This window comes from Noviherbaspirillum sp. (genome assembly GCF_036846085.1).
Taxonomy (GTDB): Bacteria; Pseudomonadota; Gammaproteobacteria; order Burkholderiales; family Burkholderiaceae_D; genus Noviherbaspirillum.
The window spans coordinates 16,989-36,751 of the sequence record NZ_DAIUCO010000018.1 but is presented as its reverse complement, the minus strand read 5'-3'; the positions used below and the strand labels follow the sequence as shown (position 1 = coordinate 36,751).

Genomic DNA, 19,763 nt, shown 5'->3' with positions numbered 1-19,763 from the left:
GGGTGGGGGTGTGAAGGTTGATCTACCGAATGCGTTAGCTCGACCTCACTACCCCATCCCAACCTTCCCCCTGAAAGGAGGAAGGAGCCGTCATGTGACTATTAACACCGCCTGATCACGGATCGCCGTCTCACTATCCTTCGGCAACTCCTTGGGTGGCGTTCCAATTCAAGGCCTCACCCCCGGCGCCTCCATCGCCATCCCCTTCGCCCTCTTCGCCAGGTACAACTCCAGTTCCACCAGCTCCTGCGACCCGAGCGCGAACGGCTCCGCCCTCACGCCTGTCATGCAATTCCGCAAGCGCCGCTGCAACGATCCCATCCCCTGCCATTCGAGACGATAGATTGGATATCCGCTGGCATGGCCCTGCGGGATGATGCTGCCCCCAAGTCGCTTGCCCCAATAGTCATCATGGCATTGCGCGCAGGAGAGATTGAGCTGCCCCATGCGCTGTCGCCAGCGCTGCTCGCCCCGCGCATAAAACGCCTGCAGCGCCGCATCGCCCGGTGGCGTCACCGGCATGCCGCGCGACTGCAGGGCGACATAACTCTCCAGCCCGAGCAAGGCTTCGCTTTCCGCCGCGAAGGCCGGCGCCTGCTGGCGCTCCTGCCGGCACTGGTTGATGCGCTGGCCGAGATTCAGCAGGCGCTTGCTCTTCGCATCGAAGGCGGGATAGCGCGCCGCCACGCCGCGCATCGATGTCTTTGCATCGCCATGACAGCTTGCGCAGGAACGATCGCTCTTCCCCGCACTACGGCTCCACAGCGCCTCACCCTCCTGCACCCACAGCATGCCGGGATTGAGGCTGTCGTCGCGCTGCATCTTCTGCGTCGATGTGCCCATGAACGCGGAACCGGGCAGGCGGCTATCGCCCGTCGGCTGCGCATGTGCCGACGGGCCGCAAGCGGCAAGGACCATCAGCATCGCGGCCATCCGCATCGCGCCTAGCCGGTGACGGTGATCGCCACCGACGCCGTCTGCGTGAATCCCTTGTCGCCCTCCCAGGTGAACGCCAGCGTGCCGCTGTCGGTGGCGACGGTATGGAAGTTGATGCTGGGATTGGCAGCGATGGCCGGGAACAATTCGGCGCTGAACACCACCTCGCCGTTGTAACGGCAGGTGAAGCGCCGCAGGATGTCGCGCGGCACGACCTGGCCGTCGGCGCCGGGGCGGTAGCCGGTTTCCATCGGATGGGCGATGAGCGTGCGGATTTCAATCACCTCGCCACGCTTCGCGGTGGCCGGTACTTTGATGAGTGTGCGTGCCATGTCAGGTCTCGCCTTCGATGCAGGCAGCCAGGGTCACCACCACGTCGATGGTGTGGGACCAGTAACTGCCGTCGCTCAGTTTCGCCACCGCCGTCAGCTTCTGCGACGTCGCCAGCCGCATGCGGGTGGATACGCTCGCCTTGCCGGCGCGCGGCCCGAGGGTAAAGCGGGCGACATCGGTCTGCGGATTGCGCTCGTTGAAGATCGCGATGGCGGCGACATGGTCGGCGGCGGTCATGGGACTGTCGACGGCAACCGTGACCGGTACGGCGTTGCCGTTATCGACCAGCGCCGCCACGTCGAGCTTCACCTTGCCGGCATTCACTTTCGCACCGCCGGTATAGGACCTGATGGCGGCGGCCATCTCATCCGGCGTCGCGCTTGCGGGCCGGACGATCAGCCAGGCCCCGAGGCCGGCCCCTGCCGCCAGCAGCCTGCGGCGCTTGCGGTCGGTTCCGGAAGAAAATTCATGTGGATCGGACATCACTCAGCTTTCTGTTGTGGCGGCTCGCGCAATGTGCGCAGGTAGGCAACGACATCTTCGATCTGCCTTGCATCCAGTATGGGCTTTCCCTGCACCGCGGGATTGACCCGGACCAAGCCATCGGTACGGTAATACGGCGGCATGATGGTCGCCGGATTGACGCGGCCGGCATCGACGATGCGCAGGCGCAATTGCCCTTCGCTCCAGCGCGCGCCCGTCCCGGCGAGGTCGGGTGCGAGATTGCCTTGGAAGCGTTCTTCCGGCAGCGGCCCGGCATGGCACAACAGGCACAGGCCGACCTGCCGGTTCGCAACGATCGCACGGCCCCTTGCCGCGTCACCGGGCGCGCCGGTCAGGGAATCGGGTATCGCATCGCCGACGATGCGGTAAGGCAAGGCCGTCTCGCCGGCAGCCCATGCGGTGCCGCTTGATGCGAGTAAAAGCGCGGTGACGAATAACCACATGGCTTGTGTCCGGCGGTATCGCGGAGACGCATTCGCGCCTCCGCATGCTCATGCCCTACGCTTTCTTCAGGCTATGGTTTTTTAACGGCAAGTCGCGGATGCGCTTGCCGGTGGCGGCGAAGATGGCATTGAGCACCGCCGGCGCCGCCACCGCGATGGTCGGCTCGCCCACCCCGCCCCAGAATCCGCCCGAAGGAACGAGCACGGTTTCCACCGGCGGCATTTCATCCATCCGCATCACCTGGTAGCTGGTGAAGTTGTCCTGCTCCATGCGGCCGTCCTTGACCGTGCATTCGCCATACAGCGCCGCCGACAGGCCGTACACGAACGACCCTTCCACCTGGGCTTCGATCTGCTGCGGGTTCAATGCATGGCCCGGGTCGGTGGCCGCCACGATGCGATGGATTTTCAGGCCACCCTCGTCGCTGACCGATACTTCCGCCACCGCCGCCACATAGCTGCCGAAGCCCATCGTCTGCGCCAGTCCGCGGAACACGCCCTTCGGCGGCGGCTTGTCCCAGCCGGCGCGATCGGCGGCCGCGTTCAGTACCGCGAGATGCTTCGGATGATTGGCCATCAGCTTGCGGCGCAGGGCCAGCGGATCCTGCTTCGTCGCATGAGCGATCTCGTCGAGAAAGCATTCGAGATAGATGGTGTTCTGGTTCAGGTTCACGCCGCGCCAGAAGCCGGGCGGCACCGGCGGATTGCGCATCGCGTGGTCGATCAGGAGGTTCGGGAAACTGTAACCGATCGATGCTTCCGGGCCGGGCGGATTCAGGCCCTGGAACACGACCGGATCCTTGCCGTCCTTGATGTTCTGGGGGAACACCCCTGCGAGGATGGACTGACCGGAAATGCGCATATGGAGTCCGGTGATATTGCCCTGCGCATCGAGACCGGCCGTCAGCTTGCATTGCGTGACCGGATGGTAGCGGCCATGCAGCATGTCCTCTTCGCGCGACCAGATCAGCTTGATGGGCGTGCCGGGCATTTCCTTCGCGATCGCCACCGCCTGCCGCACCCAGTCGTGTACCGCGCCGCGCCGGCCAAAGCCGCCGCCGAGGTGAATCTTGTACACCTCGCATTTCGACGGCGGCAGTTCCGCCGCCTCGGCCGCGGCGGCCAATGCCGCTTCGCCGTTCTGCGTCGGCGTCCAGACTTCGCAGCGCTCCGGTGTCCATTTCGCCGTGGCGTTCATGGTCTCCATCGTCGCGTGGTTCTGGTATGGGTAGGAATAAACCGCTTCGATCTTGCGCGCCGCGGAATTCAGCGCGGCGCGCACGTCGCCGTTCTGGTTGCCGACCGCCGCGTCGTTCGCGTCAAGTCCCGCCTTCAGCGTCTCGGCGATGCCGGCGCTCGATACCTTGGCGTTCGGCCCGTTGTCCCATTCGATCGTCAGTGCGTCCAGCGCCGTCTTGGCGTGCCACCATGTATCCGCCACCACGGCGACGGCGCTGTCGCCGACCTGCACCACTTTCTTTACGCCGGGGCGGCCTTGGATTTCGGCGGCCTTGAAGCTTTTTACCCTGCCGCCGAATACCGGGCAATCCTTGATCGCCGCGTTCAGCATCCCGGGCATTGTGAGGTCCATGCCGTAGATCTGCGCACCGGTGGTCTTTTCCACCGTATCGAGGCGTGCCAGGCGCTTGCCGGCGACCTTCCACTCTTTCGGGTCTTTCAACACCACATCCGTCGGGGGCGTCAGCTTCGCAGCGGCAGCGGCAACCTTGCCATAGGTAGTGGTGCGGTTCGACGGGCCATGGGTGATGACACTGTTGGCGGCGCGGCATTCGGCGGCCGGCACCTTCCATTCGTCCGCGGCCGCCTGCACGAGCATCATGCGGGCCGCCGCGCCGCCCTTGCGCACGTAGTCATGCGACTCGCGTATGCCGCGGCTGCCGCCGGTCGAAAAATTGCCCCAGGCACGGTTACGCGCAAGGTTCTGTCCGGGCGTCGGATATTCGGTGGTGACTTTCGCCCAATCGCAGTCCAGCTCTTCCGCGACGAGCTGGGCCAGCCCGGTCAGCGACCCCTGTCCCATCTCGGAGCGGGCAATGCGGATGACCACGGTGTCGTCCGGCTTCACCACTACCCAGGCATTAACCTCCGGCACCGCGCCGGCCGCCGCATTCTGCGCGGCGGCGGTCAACGGTACGTGAAAGCCGACCATCAGTCCGCCGAACGCGGCAGCCGAGGTACCGAGAAAGCGGCGCCGCGACGGGCTCGCCACGGCGGTATCGGAGACGGCGCGGCTCATGTCGTGCTCCCGTCAACATGCTTGATCGACAGGCCGGCGCTGCGCGCATCCCCGCCCTTGGCAACGACCTTGATCGCGGCGCGCACCCGGTTGTAGGTGCCGCAGCGGCAGATATTGGTGATGGATTCGTTGATGTCGGCGTCGGTGGGATTCGGTTTCTGCTTGAGCAGCGCGGCGGCCGCCATGATCATCCCGCTCTGGCAAAACCCGCATTGCGGCACATCGAGCGCCACCCAGGCCTTCTGCACCGGATGCGAGCCGTCCTTGGACAGGCCCTCGATCGTCACGATCTTCTGCTCCGCATTGACCGACGAGACCGGACGCACGCAGCTGCGGGTCGGTTCGCCGTCGATATGCACGGTGCAGGCGCCGCACATCGCTACGCCGCAGCCGTACTTCGTTCCCGTCAGGCCGAGCTGCTCTCGCAGCACCCAAAGCAGCGGCGTATCACCCTCCGCCTCAAATTCACGCAATGTTCCGTTCACGTTCAGTTTCGCCATGTCTCTCAACTCCAGATTGTGGTTATGGTTCGGGCGGGGTGGTGCGTTGGACGCCCGGATATATTACGGCTTCCGATTTTTCCGTGCTTATTTCAACTTGATTTCGCGCAGGTACTTGAGCGTCCCGGGATGCAGCATGCGTTCCTCCGGCGCCGCCGATGCAGTATTCGCGGCCCTGGTTTCCTTCGCCTGCGGCAGCAGTCCGGCAATGATGTCTTCGCCCTTATGCAGTGCCCGCGTCAGTCGGTATGCGGTCTCGTCCGGCAGGTTCTGGCGCGCCATGATGAAGCTCCATGAGCCGACCGACGACAGCGGCACCGTCTGGCCTCTGAAACTGTTGGCTGGCAGGGTGAGTTGCTTCAGGAAACCATGGCGCTCACGGATTTTTGCGATCTCCGCTTCGGTCGGCGCGATGAAGCGCCCGCCCGATGGTGCATCGGTGACGGCGACGAATCCCGGCCAGCTGCTGCCGCCACCCCACAGCGCCGCCACGCGACCATCCGCCACCATCGCCGGGCCGTCGCCCGCACGCTCCAGGTACACCGCCTGGAAATCCTTGTCCATGTCCAGTCCGAGGCCATTCAGCACATAGCGGGCGAGGATCACGAGGCCGGAGCCCTTGGCGCCGAAGGCCACCGGCTTGCCGCGCAGGTCGTCGATGCTGCGATAGGGACTGTCGCCGCGCACGACGAACATACCGGGCGTGGAGTACATGGCCGCGATGATTTTCACATTTGACGGCGGGCGCCCCACGCCCTGCAGCGCCTCATAGGCGGCTTCACCCTGCACCAGCGCGATATCGAGCTTGCCGGCTTCGAGCAGGGGAATGTTTTCGGTGCTGCCCCTGGTGTTCCTCGCGTCGATCTGCAGCGTGGGATCGGTCCTGGCAACTGTGCGCAGGACCGCATCGCCGAAAACAGGAAAGCCGCCTCCGGGCGTGGCGGTTCCCATCACGACTGGCATCGGGTCGCTTGCTGCGGCTGGCATGCAGAGCATCAGGCCGGCAAGAAGCCAGGCTGCATGAATTTTGAAACGCGAAAAACAGATCATGAACATCTCCCCCTATGGATAGGAACCGCATGCAAAGCGCCTTTGTATAGGCCAAATCAGAAATACACTATTTTTGCCGATGATATCGAAAATAACGTTTCAAACAGCTTCTTCTCGATAAACCTCAATGAAGATAAGCATTTTAATCGTGAATGACTGGTTGGGAATTATGGACAACCGAGGTACAAAAAGCTCATTTTGTCTAATACAAACTTGACTCAAGGAAATCAAGCTGCCAGAATGGGTGATGTTACCGCAGGGAAATATTTCATTCAGAGCCTATCCATAAACATTCAATCCTTGAGGATCCAGTATGAAAGAACTTGAGCTGATCGGTTTCGGCAAAACCGATATCGAGAACGTCATGAACCGAATGTCGGGAAAAGAGATCGACAAGCTTGCCTTCGGCGCGATTGAACTCGACAGGAACGGCACCGTCCTAAAGTACAACGCTGCGGAAGGTGCAATCACCGGACGCGATCCGGCATCGGTGATCGGCAAGAATTTTTTCCGTGACGTGGCGCCCTGCACGGCAACCACCCGCTTCAAGGGCGTATTCGACGCCGGCGTGAAAGCGGACAATCTCAATACCATGTTCGAGTACCTGTTCGATCACGAGATGAAACCGACCAAGGTGAAGGTGCACATGAAAAAAGCCCTGAGCGGCGGCTCCTACTGGATTTTCGTCAAGCGAATCTGAATCATGGCCGACATGGCATGGTGGGATGACGAGGAAGTCCTGCGGCGATTCATCAGCGACCTCGTCGCCGCCGAGGTTGCGCTGCTGCGGCCGACCGGCGCGTCGCTTCCGCAGCGGCCATGGCGAAATGACACGCACATCGTCCGGGATCTCGGCGTCGACTCGCTCGAACTCCTGGCGATTGCCAGTGCGCTTGCGGAAGCCCTGCATTTGCAGGAATCCGGCATCGAAGACTACTTGCTGGCCCGACCGACGATGGAAGACTGGATCGCGGTGGCGCACGCGGGACTGCAGCGCTTTTCGGAGCGGCTCACCTTCACGACATCGGGCAGCACCGGCACGCCCAAGCGGTGCACACATCCTGCAGCCATACTCCTGCAGGAGGCGCGGGAGCTGGCGGCGCTGTTTCCGGCGCGCCGGCGCATCCTGTCCGCCGTCCCCAGCCACCACATCTACGGATTCATCTTCACCATCCTGCTGCCCCGTATGCTCGGGTTGTCCTGCGTACCTGTCATCGATTTGCGAGGCAGTTCGCCTGCCGCGCTGGCACGCGAACTGCGGGACGGCGACCTCGTGATCGGGCATCCGGAATTCTGGCGCGCGGCCGTACGGCTGTTGCCTTCCATGCCCGCCGGTGTCATGGGCGTCACCTCGACCGCCCCCTGCCCGGATGACGTCAGCATCGCGCTTGTCCATGCCGGCATGGAGACCCTGGTGCAAATCTACGGCAGCTCGGAAACCGCCGGCGTGGGCTGGCGGGTGCGGGCAACGGACCAATACCGCCTCCTTTCCCATTGGGAGCGGATCGACGGACAGCCAGGCGCACTGAAGCGCCGTCACGCCGATGGGCGGCGGGAAGTGATTGCATGCCGGGATACGCTGGCGTGGAAGGATGCACGCGCTTTTCTCCCGACTGGCCGTATCGACGATGCGGTGCAGGTTGGCGGCATCAATGTCTTCCCGGCCAAAGTACGGCATGCCTTGATGCAGCATCCGGACGTGTTCGACGCGTCGGTGCGGCTGATGCGCGCCGATGAAGGCAACCGGCTCAAGGCATTCATCGTCCCTCGCCATCCCGATGCCGACCTTGCCGGACTGCGCATCCGGCTTGAGGCTTGGGCGCTGACGCATCTGGCGACGCCGGAGCGCCCGAAAGCGTTCACTTTCGGTTACCGGTTGCCGACCAACGCTGCTGGAAAACATGCCGACTGGGCGCTGTCGCCGGATACGCAGGGTATGGCCGATTGCAAGTAGGCCCGCAGGCGCCATTGCCTTCGATCAGCTGCATTCCCGACATTCTTTCATGGAGAAAGATGCGCGTCCGCTCAAACTTTTCCCGGCGCCATCCCGCCAGGCGAAGCAAACAGCAGGTCCGCGAAAGCCCGTCCCTTGGCAAGGATATGTTCACGCATTCCCTGTGCCGCCCGCTCGGTATCGTTGCGCAGCAAGCTCTCGACGATATGGTTGTGCTCCTCCGCCGCGGATTGGAGCCGTCCGGGCTGGTCCCTTACCTTGCGGCGGAAAGCGGCAAGCCGCAACCTGAGCTGACGCACCTGCTCGACGATGATGTCATTGCGGGCGCCGTTGTACAGCGCTTCATGGAACGCCTGGTTGGATGTTTCGTAAGCATGGCGATCACCCCGAAGCGCCGCCTCGTGAGTCAATGTGCACAGTCGCTGCAGTTCATCCCGTTCACGTTGGTCCATGCGCAGCGTGCTCATTCGCACCACGACGGCTTCTAGCTCCGCGAGCGCCTCCAGCATGCTCACCAATTCAGCCGGCTCAGGTGAATACACGTATATCCCGGAGCGGGGCACGATGCGCACGAGGTTATGCGCGGCCAGGGTCAGCAAGGCTTCCCTCACCGGGGTGCGCGATACGCCGAAGCGGTCGGCGAGTTCCTTTTCATCGACCGGCGTTCCCGGCCGCAGCAGCCCGGTCTCGATGTCATGTTGCAGGGCCGCACGAATGCGGTCCAGCTGGCTGCCCGTCGTGTCTAGCATCAATAAATTCTCGGATGGGGTTTTCTGCATATCAGATTCTTTATTTGATATATCATATGAACGCAATGATATTTTACGGCTTGGTCGATCGTCATACATTACATAAGGAGACACTGCACATGCTACATAAATTCTGCGCGCTCGCGCTCTGCATGGCGGCTTATGCCGCCCCTGCCCTAGCACAGCCGGCATTTCCTTCCAAGCCCGTGACGCTGGTCGTCCCCGTTCCGCCCGCCGGCATCCTGGATACGGTTGCCCGGATGGTGGCACCGTCGATGTCCCAGACCCTTGGTCAGCAGGTGATGATCGAGAACAAGTCCGGCGCCGGCGGCAACATTGCGGCGACCGCGGTTTCGCGGGCCGCGCCTGACGGCTACACCGTGCTGGTCGGCTATTCGATGTTCCACGTCGGAAATCCCTCCATGTATACCAATCTCGCCTGGGATCCGATCCGCGATTTCGTCCCGGTCGGCATGCTGGCCGTCGCCCCCCACGTGCTGGCAGTGCATCCGTCGGTTCCCGCGAAGACCCTGCGTGAATTCGTGGATTACGCAAAAGCCAATCCCGGCAAGCTGAACTACGCGACATCCGGCAATGGCTCGGTGCCGCACGTCGGCGTCGAGCTTTTCAAGCAGCAAAACCGCCTGGATATCTCCCATGTCCCTTATCGCGGCGCCGGTCCCGCGATGCTCGACGTCGCGGCAGGCAATGTGCAGATGACGGTTGCCACACCGCCGTCCATATTGGGTTTCGTGCAAAACGGCAAGGTTCGTCCGCTGGCGGTAGCCGCGAAAAACCGGCTGGCCCAGATGCCGGATGTGCCGACAGCCGCCGAAGCGGGATTTCCCGGCTTTGAACTCGAGGCATGGGTCGCACTGTTCGCGCCGGCCAATACGCCTCCTGCTGCGGTCGCGAAGCTGACCGACGCGTTGAAGATCGCGCTCGAATCGCCACAGGTCCGGAAGTCGGCCGAAACGGCCGGCGTCGAAATCCGCTACATGCCGCCCAAGGAACTGGACTCCGTGGTGCGCAAGGACATCGAGTACTGGTCCAAAGTGATCAAGACCGCCAATATCCGCGCCGACTGATCGTCATCGACCATTTTCCCCTTCATCCATAGGCTTTATTCGATATGACTATTTCCGATTCCTCCGCGTCCTTCGTCGCGCGCGCACTGCGGCTGGACTGCGCAGCCATCAGTGATGCCCTGGACCGTTCCGGCATTGTCGGCCAATGCTACAAGATCGCCCCGTGCGACCGGAAATTCCGCATGGCCGGACATGCGTACACGGTGCTATACCGGCCGGCCGGCCACGGCGACGATGGCCACGTCGGGGACTTCATTGACGATGTGGCCCCGGGAAGCGTGATCGTGATCGACAATCGCGGCCGGGACGATGTCGGCACCTGGGGCAACATCCTTACCGAGATGGCGCATCGCCGCAAGATGGCGGGAACGGTCATCGACGGCATCAACCGCGACGTGGCCTTGTGCAGCGAACTGAACTATCCGATTTTCAGCAAGGGAAACTGGATGCGAACCGGTAAAGGCCGCATCCAGCTGGCCGGCTTGCAAGTGCCGGTTCAGATCGGCGGCGTCACCGTTCACCCCGGCGACCTGCTGCGCGGTGATGCCGACGGCGTTGTCGTCATTCCGCAATCGATGCAGGAAAAGATCCTGTCCGACGCCGAGCAGATTACCGCGGAAGAGAATGCGATCCGGGAAGCCATCCGTGGCGGGGCGCGCATGGATGAAGCACGCAGCCGGCATCACTACCACCATCTTCAAAGTCCGGACTACACAAAGGTGGCGGAAACGAAATAATCCGGTGAGCCGGCTTGCGGCTGGAAGTGGTTAATGCACCACCCTCACCAGCCGCGCCGGCGTATCCGCCGCGCCCATCGCCCGCGCCGCATCCAGCGCCGACATGCCCTTCGCATCGCGCGCCTCGATGTTCGCGCCTTCCGCGACCAGCACGTCAACCACATCGACGCGGTTGAACATCGCCGCCAGCATCAGCGCGGTCTTGCCGTCCGGGGCGGCGCCTTCCACATCGGCGCCGTGCTCCAGCAGCAGTCTCACCATCGCCACATCGCCTTTATAGGCAGCGCCGGCGATCGGTGTCTGTCCATGGTCGTTGCGGATTTCGGTGTCGGCCCCGTACTCCAGCAGGATCCGCGCGGCATCGACATGTCCATGGTAGCTGGCCAGCATCAGCAGGCTGTCGCCCTTGTGGTTGCATAGATTCGGCGGCAGCCCCTGTTCCAGCAGCGCGGCCAGTATGACGGCATCGCCGCTCCGGACGAGATGAAATACCTTCTGCGCAAATGCAATCGTTTCTTCGTCCGGTATCCTGGCGGCCGCCGGTTGTGTTTCGTTCGATGGTGTTTCGTTGGCAGGTTCCTGCATGTTCACTCCTCGAGGGAGATGCACGGCCATCCGCCGCTCGCGCATCTCCGGTAGCGTTGCAGTGCCTGTTGCTACTTGGCGCCGCTCGTTTCTTCCGAACGCGTCTCCACGCCTGCGGATTCCTCTTTCTGCCCGCTGGTGTACGTCGTCGCCTGGCGTGCCTGGTGCGGCGCCGGTTTGCCCGGCAGCGGCGGCAGGTCCTTCGCCCGCGACAGATCGATGCCGGCGATCTTTGCCACGCGGGTGCCGTAGTCCGGATCGCAGTGCCACAGATGCCAGACCATGCGCAGCTGGATCGGCTCCGGGCATTGCTTCAGGTCGTTGCCGATATTGTTGACCAGGTCCTCGCGCTCCCATTCCTCGAAGGTCCGGTAACGCTCGCCCGCCTGCTTGTAGTCGTCGGCGGTGCGGGTGGTCTGGTAGCGCCCGAGATGGCCCTCCACCCACTGGTGATAATCCTTTTCCGGCTTGGGCGCTTCCTGCAGTCCGCCCATGAGGCTGGGCTCATAGTTGATGTGACGGTTGCCGCCGTTGGGGTCGACGTAGTAGGCCATGGCGCCGCCCTGCTGGTTGGTGTGCGCGCGGGCTTTTTCCTGCGGCGCGTTGATCGGCAGTTGCAGGTAATTGGGACCGACGCGGTAACGCTGGGTATCCGAGTAGGACAACGTGCGCCCCTGCAGCATCTTGTCGTCGGAAAAATCGATGCCGTCGACCAGCACACCGGTACCGAACGCCGACTGCTCCGTCTCGGCAAAGACATTGTCGGGATTGCGGTCGAGCACGATGCGGCCGAGCGGCAGCAGCGGGAACTTGTCTTCCGGCCAGCGCTTGGTGTCATCGAGCGGATCGAAGTCCAGTTCGGGATGCTCGTCGTCGGTCATCAATTGCACGCAGAACTCCCATTCCGGGAAATCGCCGCGCTCGATCGCCTCGTACAAATCCTTTGTCGCATGACCGACTTCCTGCGCCTGGATCTCGGCGGCCTGCGCACTGGTGAGATTGCGCACACCCTGCTTCGGCTGGAAGTGGAATTTGACGAGATGGGCAACGCCCTGGTCGTTGACGAACTTGTAGGTGTTTACGCCCGAGCCTTCCATCTCCCGATAGTTGGCGGGAATACCCCATGGGCTCTTGACCCAGGTAACCATGTGCAGCGCCTCCGGCGACTGCGAGACGAAGTCATAGAAGCGCCAGGGCTCCTGCCGGTTCGTCGCCGGGTCGGGCTTGAAGGCGTGGATCATGTCCGGAAACTTGATCGCATCTCGGATGAAAAACACCTTCAGGTTATTGCCGACGAGGTCCCAGTTGCCTTCGACGGTCTTGAACTTGATCGCGAAGCCGCGGGGATCGCGCGCCGTCTCCGGCGAATCCTTCGAACCGATCACGGTAGAGAAGCGAAGGAAGATCGGCGTGCGCACGCCTACTTCATTGAGCACCCTTGCGCGCGTGTATTTCGAAACGGGCTCGTTGCCGATTTTGCCGTAGGGTTCGAAGTAACCATGGGCGCCGGTGCCGCGCGCATGGACGACGCGCTCGGGAATGCGTTCGCGGTCGAAGTGGGTGATCTTTTCAATGAACTGATAGTTTTCCAGCGTTGCCGGGCCGCGCTCGCCGACGGAGCGCAATGCCTGGTTGTCGCTGACGGGATGCCCCTGGCGGGTGGTGAGCGTCGGGCGCTCGAGTCGATCGGTATTCATGGCTTTCCTCTCTGGTCGGAAGTGGCGTGAGAATGATCTGATGAGACAGACAAGATACGCGGCGACGCGCCGGTCCTCCTAATTTGATCATTTGATGCGTTCGATAGCTTTCTACTGCGCAATGCAGAATGCGATCAACACCGTAGGCATATAGAGAAAATCGCAATCGATCAGTTCCTTCGATCGATGTGTGTCCACCCGGGACAGGGGATAAATACCGGCATGCAAAACGACGAAGGCGCTGCGGCAGATATGCCGCAGCGCCTTCGTCACGTTAAGTCGGCCTGGAGAGGATTGATCAGGCGGCCAGCTTGGTCCTCACCGCCGCGCCATACGCCGGGTCCGCCTTATCGAAATGCGCCAGCTGGCATTGCTGGATCTCGGCGGCAACACCGCGCATCGCATTGGCGATGTTGGTAGCAAGACGGTCCTGCTCGCCGCTGCTCATCAGGCGGAACAGGTTGCCGGCCTGGGTCGTGTCGTCGTCCTCGCCGCGCGGATCGTAACGTCCGGCTTCGCCGACGAGCGGCCAGCCGGCATCGCCATGTCCGAATCCGCGGGACGGCACACCCTTGCCGTGAACATTCGCGTAGTTGGGTTGCGAGCCGAAATTGTTGATCGCCATCGCACCGTCGCGCTGCTGGTGATTGACCGGGCAGCGAGGACGATTGACCGGCAGCTGCTGGTGATTGGTACCCACGCGATAGAGCTGTGCGTCGTGATAGGCGAATAAGCGTCCCTGCAGCATCTTGTCCGGCGAATAGCCCATGCCGGGAACGATGTTGGCGGGCGAGAACGCGACCTGCTCCACCTCGGCGTGATAGTTCTCCGGGTTGCGGTTCAGTTCCAGCGTGCCGACGGGAATGCGCGGGAAATCCTTGTGCGGCCAGATCTTGGTCAGGTCGAACGGATTCCAGCCTGTCCTCGCCGCCCAGGCGGCTGCCTCGTCTTCGCGCATCACCTGGATGAACACATCCCACTTCGGGAAATCGCCGCCGGCGATCGCATTGAACAGGTCGCGCTGCGCATAGTCCGGGTCCTCGCCGGCAAGGCGGACCGCGTCGGCGGCCGACAGGTTCTTGATCCCCTGGCGGGTTTTCAGGTGCCACTTGACCCAGACGCGCTGGCCGGCATGGTTGATGAGGCTGAAGGTATGGCTGCCGAAGCCGTCCATATGCCGGTAGCCGTCCGGCGTGCCGCGATCGGAAAACAGCATCGTCACCTGGTGCAGCGACTCCGGCGCATTGCTCCAGAAGTCCCACATCATCGTCGCCGATTTCAGATTGGTCATCGGGCAGCGCTTCTGCGTATGCACGAAATCCGGGAACTTGATCGGGTCCTTGATGAAAAACATCGGCGTGTTGTTGCCGGCCAGATCCCAGTTGCCTTCCTCGGTATAGAAACGCACCGCGAAGCCACGCGGATCGCGCTCGGTATCGGCTGACCCGCGCTCGCCGCCGACGGTCGAGAAACGCACGAAGGTTTCCGTCTGCTTGCCGATCTGCGCAAAGAGCTTCGCCTTGGTGAAATGGCTGATGTCGTGTGTCACGATGAAGGTGCCGTAGGCGCCCGAGCCTTTAGCATGTACCACACGCTCCGGAATCCGCTCGCGGTTGAAATGCTGCAGCTTTTCGATCAGGTGAAAATCCTGCAGCAGTACCGGACCACGCGGACCGGCGGTCAAACTGTTCTGGTTATCGTCGACCGGTATGCCGGAAGCCGTCGTCAATGTGGTTGTCTCGTTCATGCATGCCTCGTGAAGGTGAAAGATCAGTAAGCCAACGCGATGGCTGCCAATAGGGCAAGCCAGCTTGCATCCATGGAATCGGCGGTATGTGCGGCGGTGTGCATGGGGTCGTCTCGCATGGATGGGTTGGTTAGCGGCAAGCATATTGAAAACTATCAATTTCACCAAATTGATTGATTTTATTTATTAAATAGCGAGCCGCTATATCCCTATGCATTCGTCAAAGCACCGCTCCCATGCGCGGTTAAGGTTATAGTGTTGTTCGTTTTTTATCGTTTCAGGGCATTGCGCGCCCGCTTCATGCACATTCCTTATTTCCACCCAGGCAACAAGATCGCTTAACCGGATCAACAATGAATTCTCCCGAACTCCAACACAAGGTCTTCCTGCTTCTGCTGGCCGTCGTAACAATCGCATTTATCTGGATACTCCTGCCCTATTACGGCGCGATATTCTGGGGTACGGCGCTGGCAATCCTGTTTGCCCCGCTCTACCGCCGCCTCGTCGCCAACCTGAATCACCGGCGCAATCTGGCTGCCGTGATCACGCTGCTGCTGTCACTGGTCATCGTGATCTTTCCGCTGTCGGTCATCACCGCATCGCTCCTGCGGCAAGGCGCTGCGTTGTATGAACGGATACGGTCGGGGGAACTGAATTTCGGTCTTTATTTCCAGCAGGTGATCGATGCGCTTCCTGACTGGATCGTCACCCTGCTCGACCGTTTCGGCATCACCAGCATTGCCACCCTGCAGGAAAGGCTGACGAGCGGCGCCATGCAGGGCAGCCAGCTGGTCGCCAAGCAGGCTGTCTACATCGGCCAGAACACCTTCGACTTCCTGATCGGCTTCGGCCTGATGCTCTACCTGCTGTTTTTCCTGCTGCGCGACGGCTCCGTCCTGGCGGTACGGATCAAGCATGCGATCCCGCTGAGCGTCGAACAGAAGCGCAATCTGTTCGGCAAATTCACCACCGTCATCCGCGCCACCGTCAAAGGCAACATCGTCGTCGCCGGCACGCAGGGTGTGCTGGGCGGCCTGATGTTCTGGTTCCTCGGCATCCAGGGCGCGCTGCTGTGGGGCACGCTGATGGCTTTCCTGTCGCTGCTGCCGGCGATCGGCGCGGCCATCATCTGGGCGCCGGTCGCGATCTACTTCTTGGTGACCGGCGCGATCTGGCAAGGCGTGGCGCTCATTCTTTTCGGCGTCTTCGTCATCGGCCTCGTCGACAACATCCTGCGCCCCATCCTGGTCGGAAAGGACACGCAGATGCCCGATTATGTGGTGCTGATCTCGACACTCGGCGGCATCGCGATGTTCGGCCTCAACGGCTTCGTCATCGGGCCGGTCATCGCGGCCCTGTTCATCGCCGCATGGGATTTGTTCTCGTCGGAAGACGAGATGCCGAAAAGCTGACCGGGTTCATGGCATGACGGGGCCATTCCGGTCCCGTCATCGGGAAGTGGAAAGACCGGTGCCCGCAACGGGATCACGGTTTTTCCATGTGGCAGATCCTTTAGAACAGCAGTCCCGTCGCCTTGCGGAACAAGGCGATATCGAGGTACGGCGACAGATGGCCGGTCGAAGCGGACGAGACGAGGTACAGTCCGCCGAGATCGACCTCCCCTTTCCTCGCCATCAATTCCTGCAGCGCATTGCGGCTGCCCGGCCTTGCCAGTTCGATCGCCTTGGCCAATCCCTTCGCGACCGCGAACCCCTCCAGCGTCAGCGAGGATACGGACTCGTCGCGGAACTTGCGCATCATCTTCAGATGCTCGGACTGGATCATGGAGCCCGTTCCGGCGGGATTCGGCACCACTTGCGAGAACACCGTCCATTCGATTGCCTTCTGACCTGCCACTTCGCGCAGCGTGGCGAGATTGATGAGCGAGGTGCTGGCGACGAAGGTCTGGCTTTCGTGCCTGCGGAATTCCTTCAAAAACAGCCCGGTGGCGATCGTGTCGGCAATGACGATGACGAAACCGGGTCTTGAGCCGGCCAGTCTTCTGATTTCCGCTTCGCTGGGACGCCCGTCGCCGGCCAATCGGGCAGTGCCTGTGACGGCAATACCGCGTTCGCGGACGACGGCCAGCAGGCCGTTGTACGCCTCCCTGTTCGTCAGCGATTCCTGGTAGGCGATGCCCATGGTCCTGGCACCGAGGCGGTCGAAATGCGACAGCAGGTAGCGTATTTCCTGCTGATAGCTCGGGCGCCAGAACAGGACGCGCGGCGATGGCTGTCCATTGGCGGCGGCAAGCGGCGCGAACAGGGTAAGGTTGCTGCGTCCGAAGGCGGGCGCATTGATGATCGCCTGCATCGACGATTCGCCGACGCCGCCGATCAGGTAATCGATACGGTCGCGTTCGATCAGTTCGCTCACTTCCTTTGCCGCCACCTCCGGCTTGCCCTGGTCGTCACGGGCAATGTACCGCACCTGGCGGCCACCGATGCCGCCTGCCGCATTGAGGGCGTCGAAGTAGGTTTTTATTCCTGCCACATAGTCACGGCCGATATCGGCATTCGAACTGGAAAGGTCGATGGCCTGGCCGATCACGATGGGATCGGCCGAAGCGCTGGACAGGAGGGGAGCGAAAAGTGCGGCCGAGAGAAGGAGGCGTCGTGCCGCGCGATGGAATCCGAATGCCATGATGTTGCCTATATGAAATTAAACTGGCGCAATCATACGAAAGCTTTATGACTGCTTAATGAATTGCCGGCGCGCAGATGCCTGCCCTGGGCCGGTGGTCGCAGGCTATGGAAACAGACGGATCATGGGGACGAGGAGCGCACGCGCCGCGGCGTAACCGCGTGTCTGGACACCACGGATGGGGACGTCGTCGAAGCGAGGATTCTTCCGCGTTCCGCGAGCGCAATAACCGGCATGAACGGGGTATGGCGCCGGCACGGCAGGAGTACGAGGTTCAGGACCGCATCATGAGCCTGGAGAAATTTGCCGGCGATACCGCGGCACCGTAAAAGTACCCCTGTGCCGCCGGACAGCCGTGCGCCAGGAGAAAGCTCGCCTGCTCGTCGGTTTCGACCCCTTCGGCGAGCACCTTCAACCGCAGGCTTTTTGCCATCGCGATGATTGCCGTAACCAGCGTCGTGTTGTTCATATCGTGACCGATGCCGCGTACGAACGAGCGGTCGACTTTGAGCGCATGCACAGGAAAACGCTGCAGATAGGACAAGCTGGAATACCCGGTGCCGAAATCATCAACCGAAAGCTGTACGCCCATCGTGCTGAGGCTGATCAGGGTCGCAAGCGTGAACTCGTTACGCTGCATCATCACACCTTCGGTGATTTCAAGATCCAGCGCATTGGCGGGCAATCCCGTCTCATGAAGAATCCGGGCAACCGTCGCCGGAAAGCCGGGCCGGCCTATCTGGAGCGGCGACAGGTTGACTGCGATCCGTAGATCGGCATGACCCTCGGCGCGCCATAGCTTCAGCTGATTGCATGCCTGCCGCAATACCCAGTCTCCGAGCGGCAGGATCAATCCGGTGTCCTCGGCGCTCGCGATGAATGCTTCGCAGGAGACCGGCTCCTTGCCGGGCTGACGCCAGCGCAGCAATGCTTCCGCGCTGAAGATGGCGCCGCTTTTGATATCGACCTGGGGTTGATAATGGAGCACGAACTCATGGTTCGCGAGCGCATTGCGTAGCCGGTTCTCGATGTCCAGGCGCTCATGGGCGGCCCGGTCGAGCGCCGGCGTGAAAAACTGGAAATTGCCGCGCCCTCTTCCCTTGGCGTGATACATCGCGGTATCGGCGGCGCGCATCAGCGTATCCACATCATTGCCGTCGTTCGGATAGGTGCTGATGCCGATGCTGGCGCCCATATGCAGCATGTGGCCATCGATGGAGAACGGCTGCGCCAGCGCGTCCAGCACCCCTTGCGCGATCGCACCGGGATCGTCTTCCTCGCCGACGAGGGGAAGAATCAACACGAATTCGTCGCCGCCAAGACGCGCGCCGATATCGCCATTGCGCAGGCATTGACGCACCCGCCCGGCGACAGCCTGCAGCAGGCGGTCGCCGACCTGGTGCCCGAGCGAATCGTTGACGTGCTTGAAATTATCCAGATCGATGAACACGATGGCGATGCGCGTGTTGCAGCAGCGAGCCTGGCCGATGGCCTGCATGATCCGGTCGCGCAGCAGCACCCGATTCGGCAGGCCGGTCAGCTCATCGTAATGCGCCATGTAGCGGATGCGGCGTTCCGCAAGCTCCCGATTGGCGATGCCCTCATGGAGTTCCTCGATGACTTTCGCCAGCTGCGTCGTGCGTTCCCGAACCCGATGCTCCAGCTCGTCGTTGGCCTGTTGCAGGGCAATTTTCGCCTGGCTGCGCTCCAGTGCATACCGGATGGACCGGATCAGCAAGGCGCTGTTCACCTCGCCTTTGATCAGATAGTCTTGCGCGCCGCACTGCACTGCCTGCACGGCGATGTCCTCGTCCGCGAGTTCGCTCATCACCACGACCGCAGGTATCGTCGATACCTTTCTGTACAAATTTCTGACGGTATCCAAGCCGATGCTTTCCGGCAGGCCCAGATCCAGCAAAACCAGGTCGGCGCTGCCCGCATTCAACAGCTCGATGCCAGAACTCAGGTTGCTTGCCCAGCTGACTTCCATTGGCGGCGTTCTTACCTGCGCCAGCATACGTTCGATCAGGATTGCATCGCCGGGATTATCGTCAATCAACAGGATTCTGATCGATACGTTGTCCATGATGTTCGTCCTTATGGCATGTCATTTCGAACCACAACAGCGGCGTCTATCGCCCGCTGCAGGCGGATACGCATGGATGCGGCATCCATCACCCTGCAGGCCTGACGATCGCCGCCTTGAACGATACAGGCGGGATGCAGGGCAATGAGGCCGTCGGTTGAATGGATTGCAGGGTTCAGTCTGGTGAACAGATCAAGCTGATTCCGGCGAAGGAAAGCGTCCGGGGATTCAGCCGAAAATCCATTGAAATTCATTGCGGGCAGGTCTATTCCGGTAGCTGCCATTGCGGCACGGAATAGGGAAGAAGCCGGAACCTCGCTTTTGCCGATTGCAGGCAACAAGCCGGGAAATCGCTGCCTTGGCAACCCGCCGGCTTCACATGGCGCCAGACTTCGGGACGAAGCCTGCCGCATTCGGCGGACGTGAAGAGCGCCGCCTACCGCAGTAGAAGGGA

19 protein-coding genes are annotated in these 19,763 nt (G+C 61.8%); 5 read left to right on the top strand and 14 right to left on the bottom strand.

Annotated features, from left to right (window positions below; all coding sequences use genetic code 11):
- Positions 1-168: 168 nt before the first annotated feature.
- From soxA to V7080_RS03800, 7 genes are all read right to left on the bottom strand, one after another.
- Complete coding sequence (gene soxA / locus V7080_RS03830) at positions 169-933, bottom strand: sulfur oxidation c-type cytochrome SoxA (protein ID WP_334187078.1); 765 nt, start codon at positions 931-933, stop codon at positions 169-171.
- An 11-nt stretch (positions 934-944) separates the two neighbouring features.
- Positions 945-1,268: a thiosulfate oxidation carrier complex protein SoxZ gene (gene soxZ, locus V7080_RS03825; RefSeq protein ID WP_334187077.1), complete on the bottom strand. Its 324-nt coding sequence runs from the start codon at positions 1,266-1,268 to the stop codon at positions 945-947.
- A gap of 1 nt (position 1,269) precedes the next feature.
- Positions 1,270-1,752: a SoxY-related AACIE arm protein gene (locus V7080_RS03820; RefSeq protein WP_334187076.1), complete on the bottom strand. Its 483-nt coding sequence runs from the start codon at positions 1,750-1,752 to the stop codon at positions 1,270-1,272.
- Complete coding sequence (gene soxX, locus V7080_RS03815; protein WP_334187075.1) at positions 1,752-2,216, bottom strand: sulfur oxidation c-type cytochrome SoxX; 465 nt, start codon at positions 2,214-2,216, stop codon at positions 1,752-1,754. The genes V7080_RS03820 and soxX overlap by 1 nt, the downstream gene beginning before the upstream one ends.
- Positions 2,217-2,271: 55 nt before the next feature.
- Positions 2,272-4,473: a xanthine dehydrogenase family protein molybdopterin-binding subunit gene (locus V7080_RS03810; protein WP_334187074.1), complete on the bottom strand. Its 2,202-nt coding sequence runs from the start codon at positions 4,471-4,473 to the stop codon at positions 2,272-2,274.
- On the bottom strand, positions 4,470-4,973 hold the full coding sequence (locus V7080_RS03805; protein WP_334187073.1) for a (2Fe-2S)-binding protein: 504 nt from the start codon (positions 4,971-4,973) through the stop codon (positions 4,470-4,472). Before V7080_RS03805 ends, V7080_RS03810 begins: the two co-directional genes overlap by 4 nt.
- Positions 4,974-5,060: 87 nt before the next feature.
- The gene (locus V7080_RS03800; RefSeq protein WP_334187072.1) at positions 5,061-6,023 is read right to left on the bottom strand and encodes a TAXI family TRAP transporter solute-binding subunit; all 963 of its coding nucleotides are present in this window, start codon (positions 6,021-6,023) and stop codon (positions 5,061-5,063) included.
- Between the two features lie 313 nt (positions 6,024-6,336).
- On the opposite strand from V7080_RS03800, the gene pyp reads away from it, so the two are divergent.
- Both pyp and pcl read left to right on the top strand, forming a co-directional pair.
- Positions 6,337-6,723, top strand: a complete 387-nt coding sequence (gene pyp / locus V7080_RS03795; protein ID WP_334187071.1) for a photoactive yellow protein — start codon at positions 6,337-6,339, stop codon at positions 6,721-6,723.
- Positions 6,724-6,726: 3 nt separating this feature from the next.
- Positions 6,727-7,977, top strand: a complete 1,251-nt coding sequence (gene pcl, locus V7080_RS03790; RefSeq protein WP_334187070.1) for a 4-coumarate--CoA ligase — start codon at positions 6,727-6,729, stop codon at positions 7,975-7,977.
- Between the two features lie 71 nt (positions 7,978-8,048).
- Here pcl and V7080_RS03785 read toward each other — a convergent pair whose 3' ends face one another.
- Positions 8,049-8,726, bottom strand: a complete 678-nt coding sequence (locus tag V7080_RS03785) for a GntR family transcriptional regulator (RefSeq protein WP_334187069.1) — start codon at positions 8,724-8,726, stop codon at positions 8,049-8,051.
- Positions 8,727-8,845: 119 nt separating this feature from the next.
- Here V7080_RS03785 and V7080_RS03780 point away from each other — a divergent pair, with 119 nt between their 5' ends.
- Both V7080_RS03780 and V7080_RS03775 read left to right on the top strand, forming a co-directional pair.
- On the top strand, positions 8,846-9,814 hold the full coding sequence (locus V7080_RS03780; RefSeq protein WP_334187068.1) for a Bug family tripartite tricarboxylate transporter substrate binding protein: 969 nt from the start codon (positions 8,846-8,848) through the stop codon (positions 9,812-9,814).
- A 44-nt stretch (positions 9,815-9,858) separates the two neighbouring features.
- On the top strand, positions 9,859-10,551 hold the full coding sequence (locus V7080_RS03775) for an RraA family protein (RefSeq protein WP_334187067.1): 693 nt from the start codon (positions 9,859-9,861) through the stop codon (positions 10,549-10,551).
- A gap of 30 nt (positions 10,552-10,581) precedes the next feature.
- Here V7080_RS03775 and V7080_RS03770 read toward each other — a convergent pair whose 3' ends face one another.
- The 3 genes from V7080_RS03770 to V7080_RS03760 form a co-directional block, all read right to left on the bottom strand.
- A complete protein-coding gene (locus tag V7080_RS03770) occupies positions 10,582-11,136 on the bottom strand; it encodes an ankyrin repeat domain-containing protein (protein ID WP_334187066.1) in 555 nt (184 codons plus the stop codon).
- Positions 11,137-11,207: 71 nt separating this feature from the next.
- On the bottom strand, positions 11,208-12,833 hold the full coding sequence (locus V7080_RS03765; RefSeq protein ID WP_334187065.1) for a catalase: 1,626 nt from the start codon (positions 12,831-12,833) through the stop codon (positions 11,208-11,210).
- A gap of 298 nt (positions 12,834-13,131) precedes the next feature.
- Positions 13,132-14,580 (bottom strand): catalase, encoded by a 1,449-nt coding sequence (locus V7080_RS03760; RefSeq protein ID WP_334187064.1) that lies wholly within the window; start codon positions 14,578-14,580, stop codon positions 13,132-13,134.
- Between the two features lie 353 nt (positions 14,581-14,933).
- Between V7080_RS03760 and V7080_RS03755 the strand changes: the two genes are divergently transcribed.
- Positions 14,934-15,992, top strand: a complete 1,059-nt coding sequence (locus V7080_RS03755) for an AI-2E family transporter (RefSeq protein WP_334187063.1) — start codon at positions 14,934-14,936, stop codon at positions 15,990-15,992.
- Between the two features lie 100 nt (positions 15,993-16,092).
- Here V7080_RS03755 and V7080_RS03750 read toward each other — a convergent pair whose 3' ends face one another.
- From V7080_RS03750 to V7080_RS03740, 3 genes are all read right to left on the bottom strand, one after another.
- The gene (locus V7080_RS03750) at positions 16,093-17,223 is read right to left on the bottom strand and encodes an ABC transporter substrate-binding protein (protein ID WP_334187062.1); all 1,131 of its coding nucleotides are present in this window, start codon (positions 17,221-17,223) and stop codon (positions 16,093-16,095) included.
- 274 nt (positions 17,224-17,497) lie between these two features.
- Positions 17,498-19,309 carry a putative bifunctional diguanylate cyclase/phosphodiesterase gene (locus tag V7080_RS03745; RefSeq protein ID WP_334187061.1) on the bottom strand — a complete coding sequence of 604 codons (1,812 nt, stop codon included), beginning with the start codon at positions 19,307-19,309 and terminating at the stop codon, positions 17,498-17,500.
- A gap of 11 nt (positions 19,310-19,320) precedes the next feature.
- The gene (locus V7080_RS03740) at positions 19,321-19,650 is read right to left on the bottom strand and encodes a hypothetical protein (protein WP_334187060.1); all 330 of its coding nucleotides are present in this window, start codon (positions 19,648-19,650) and stop codon (positions 19,321-19,323) included.
- Positions 19,651-19,763 lie beyond the last annotated feature (113 nt).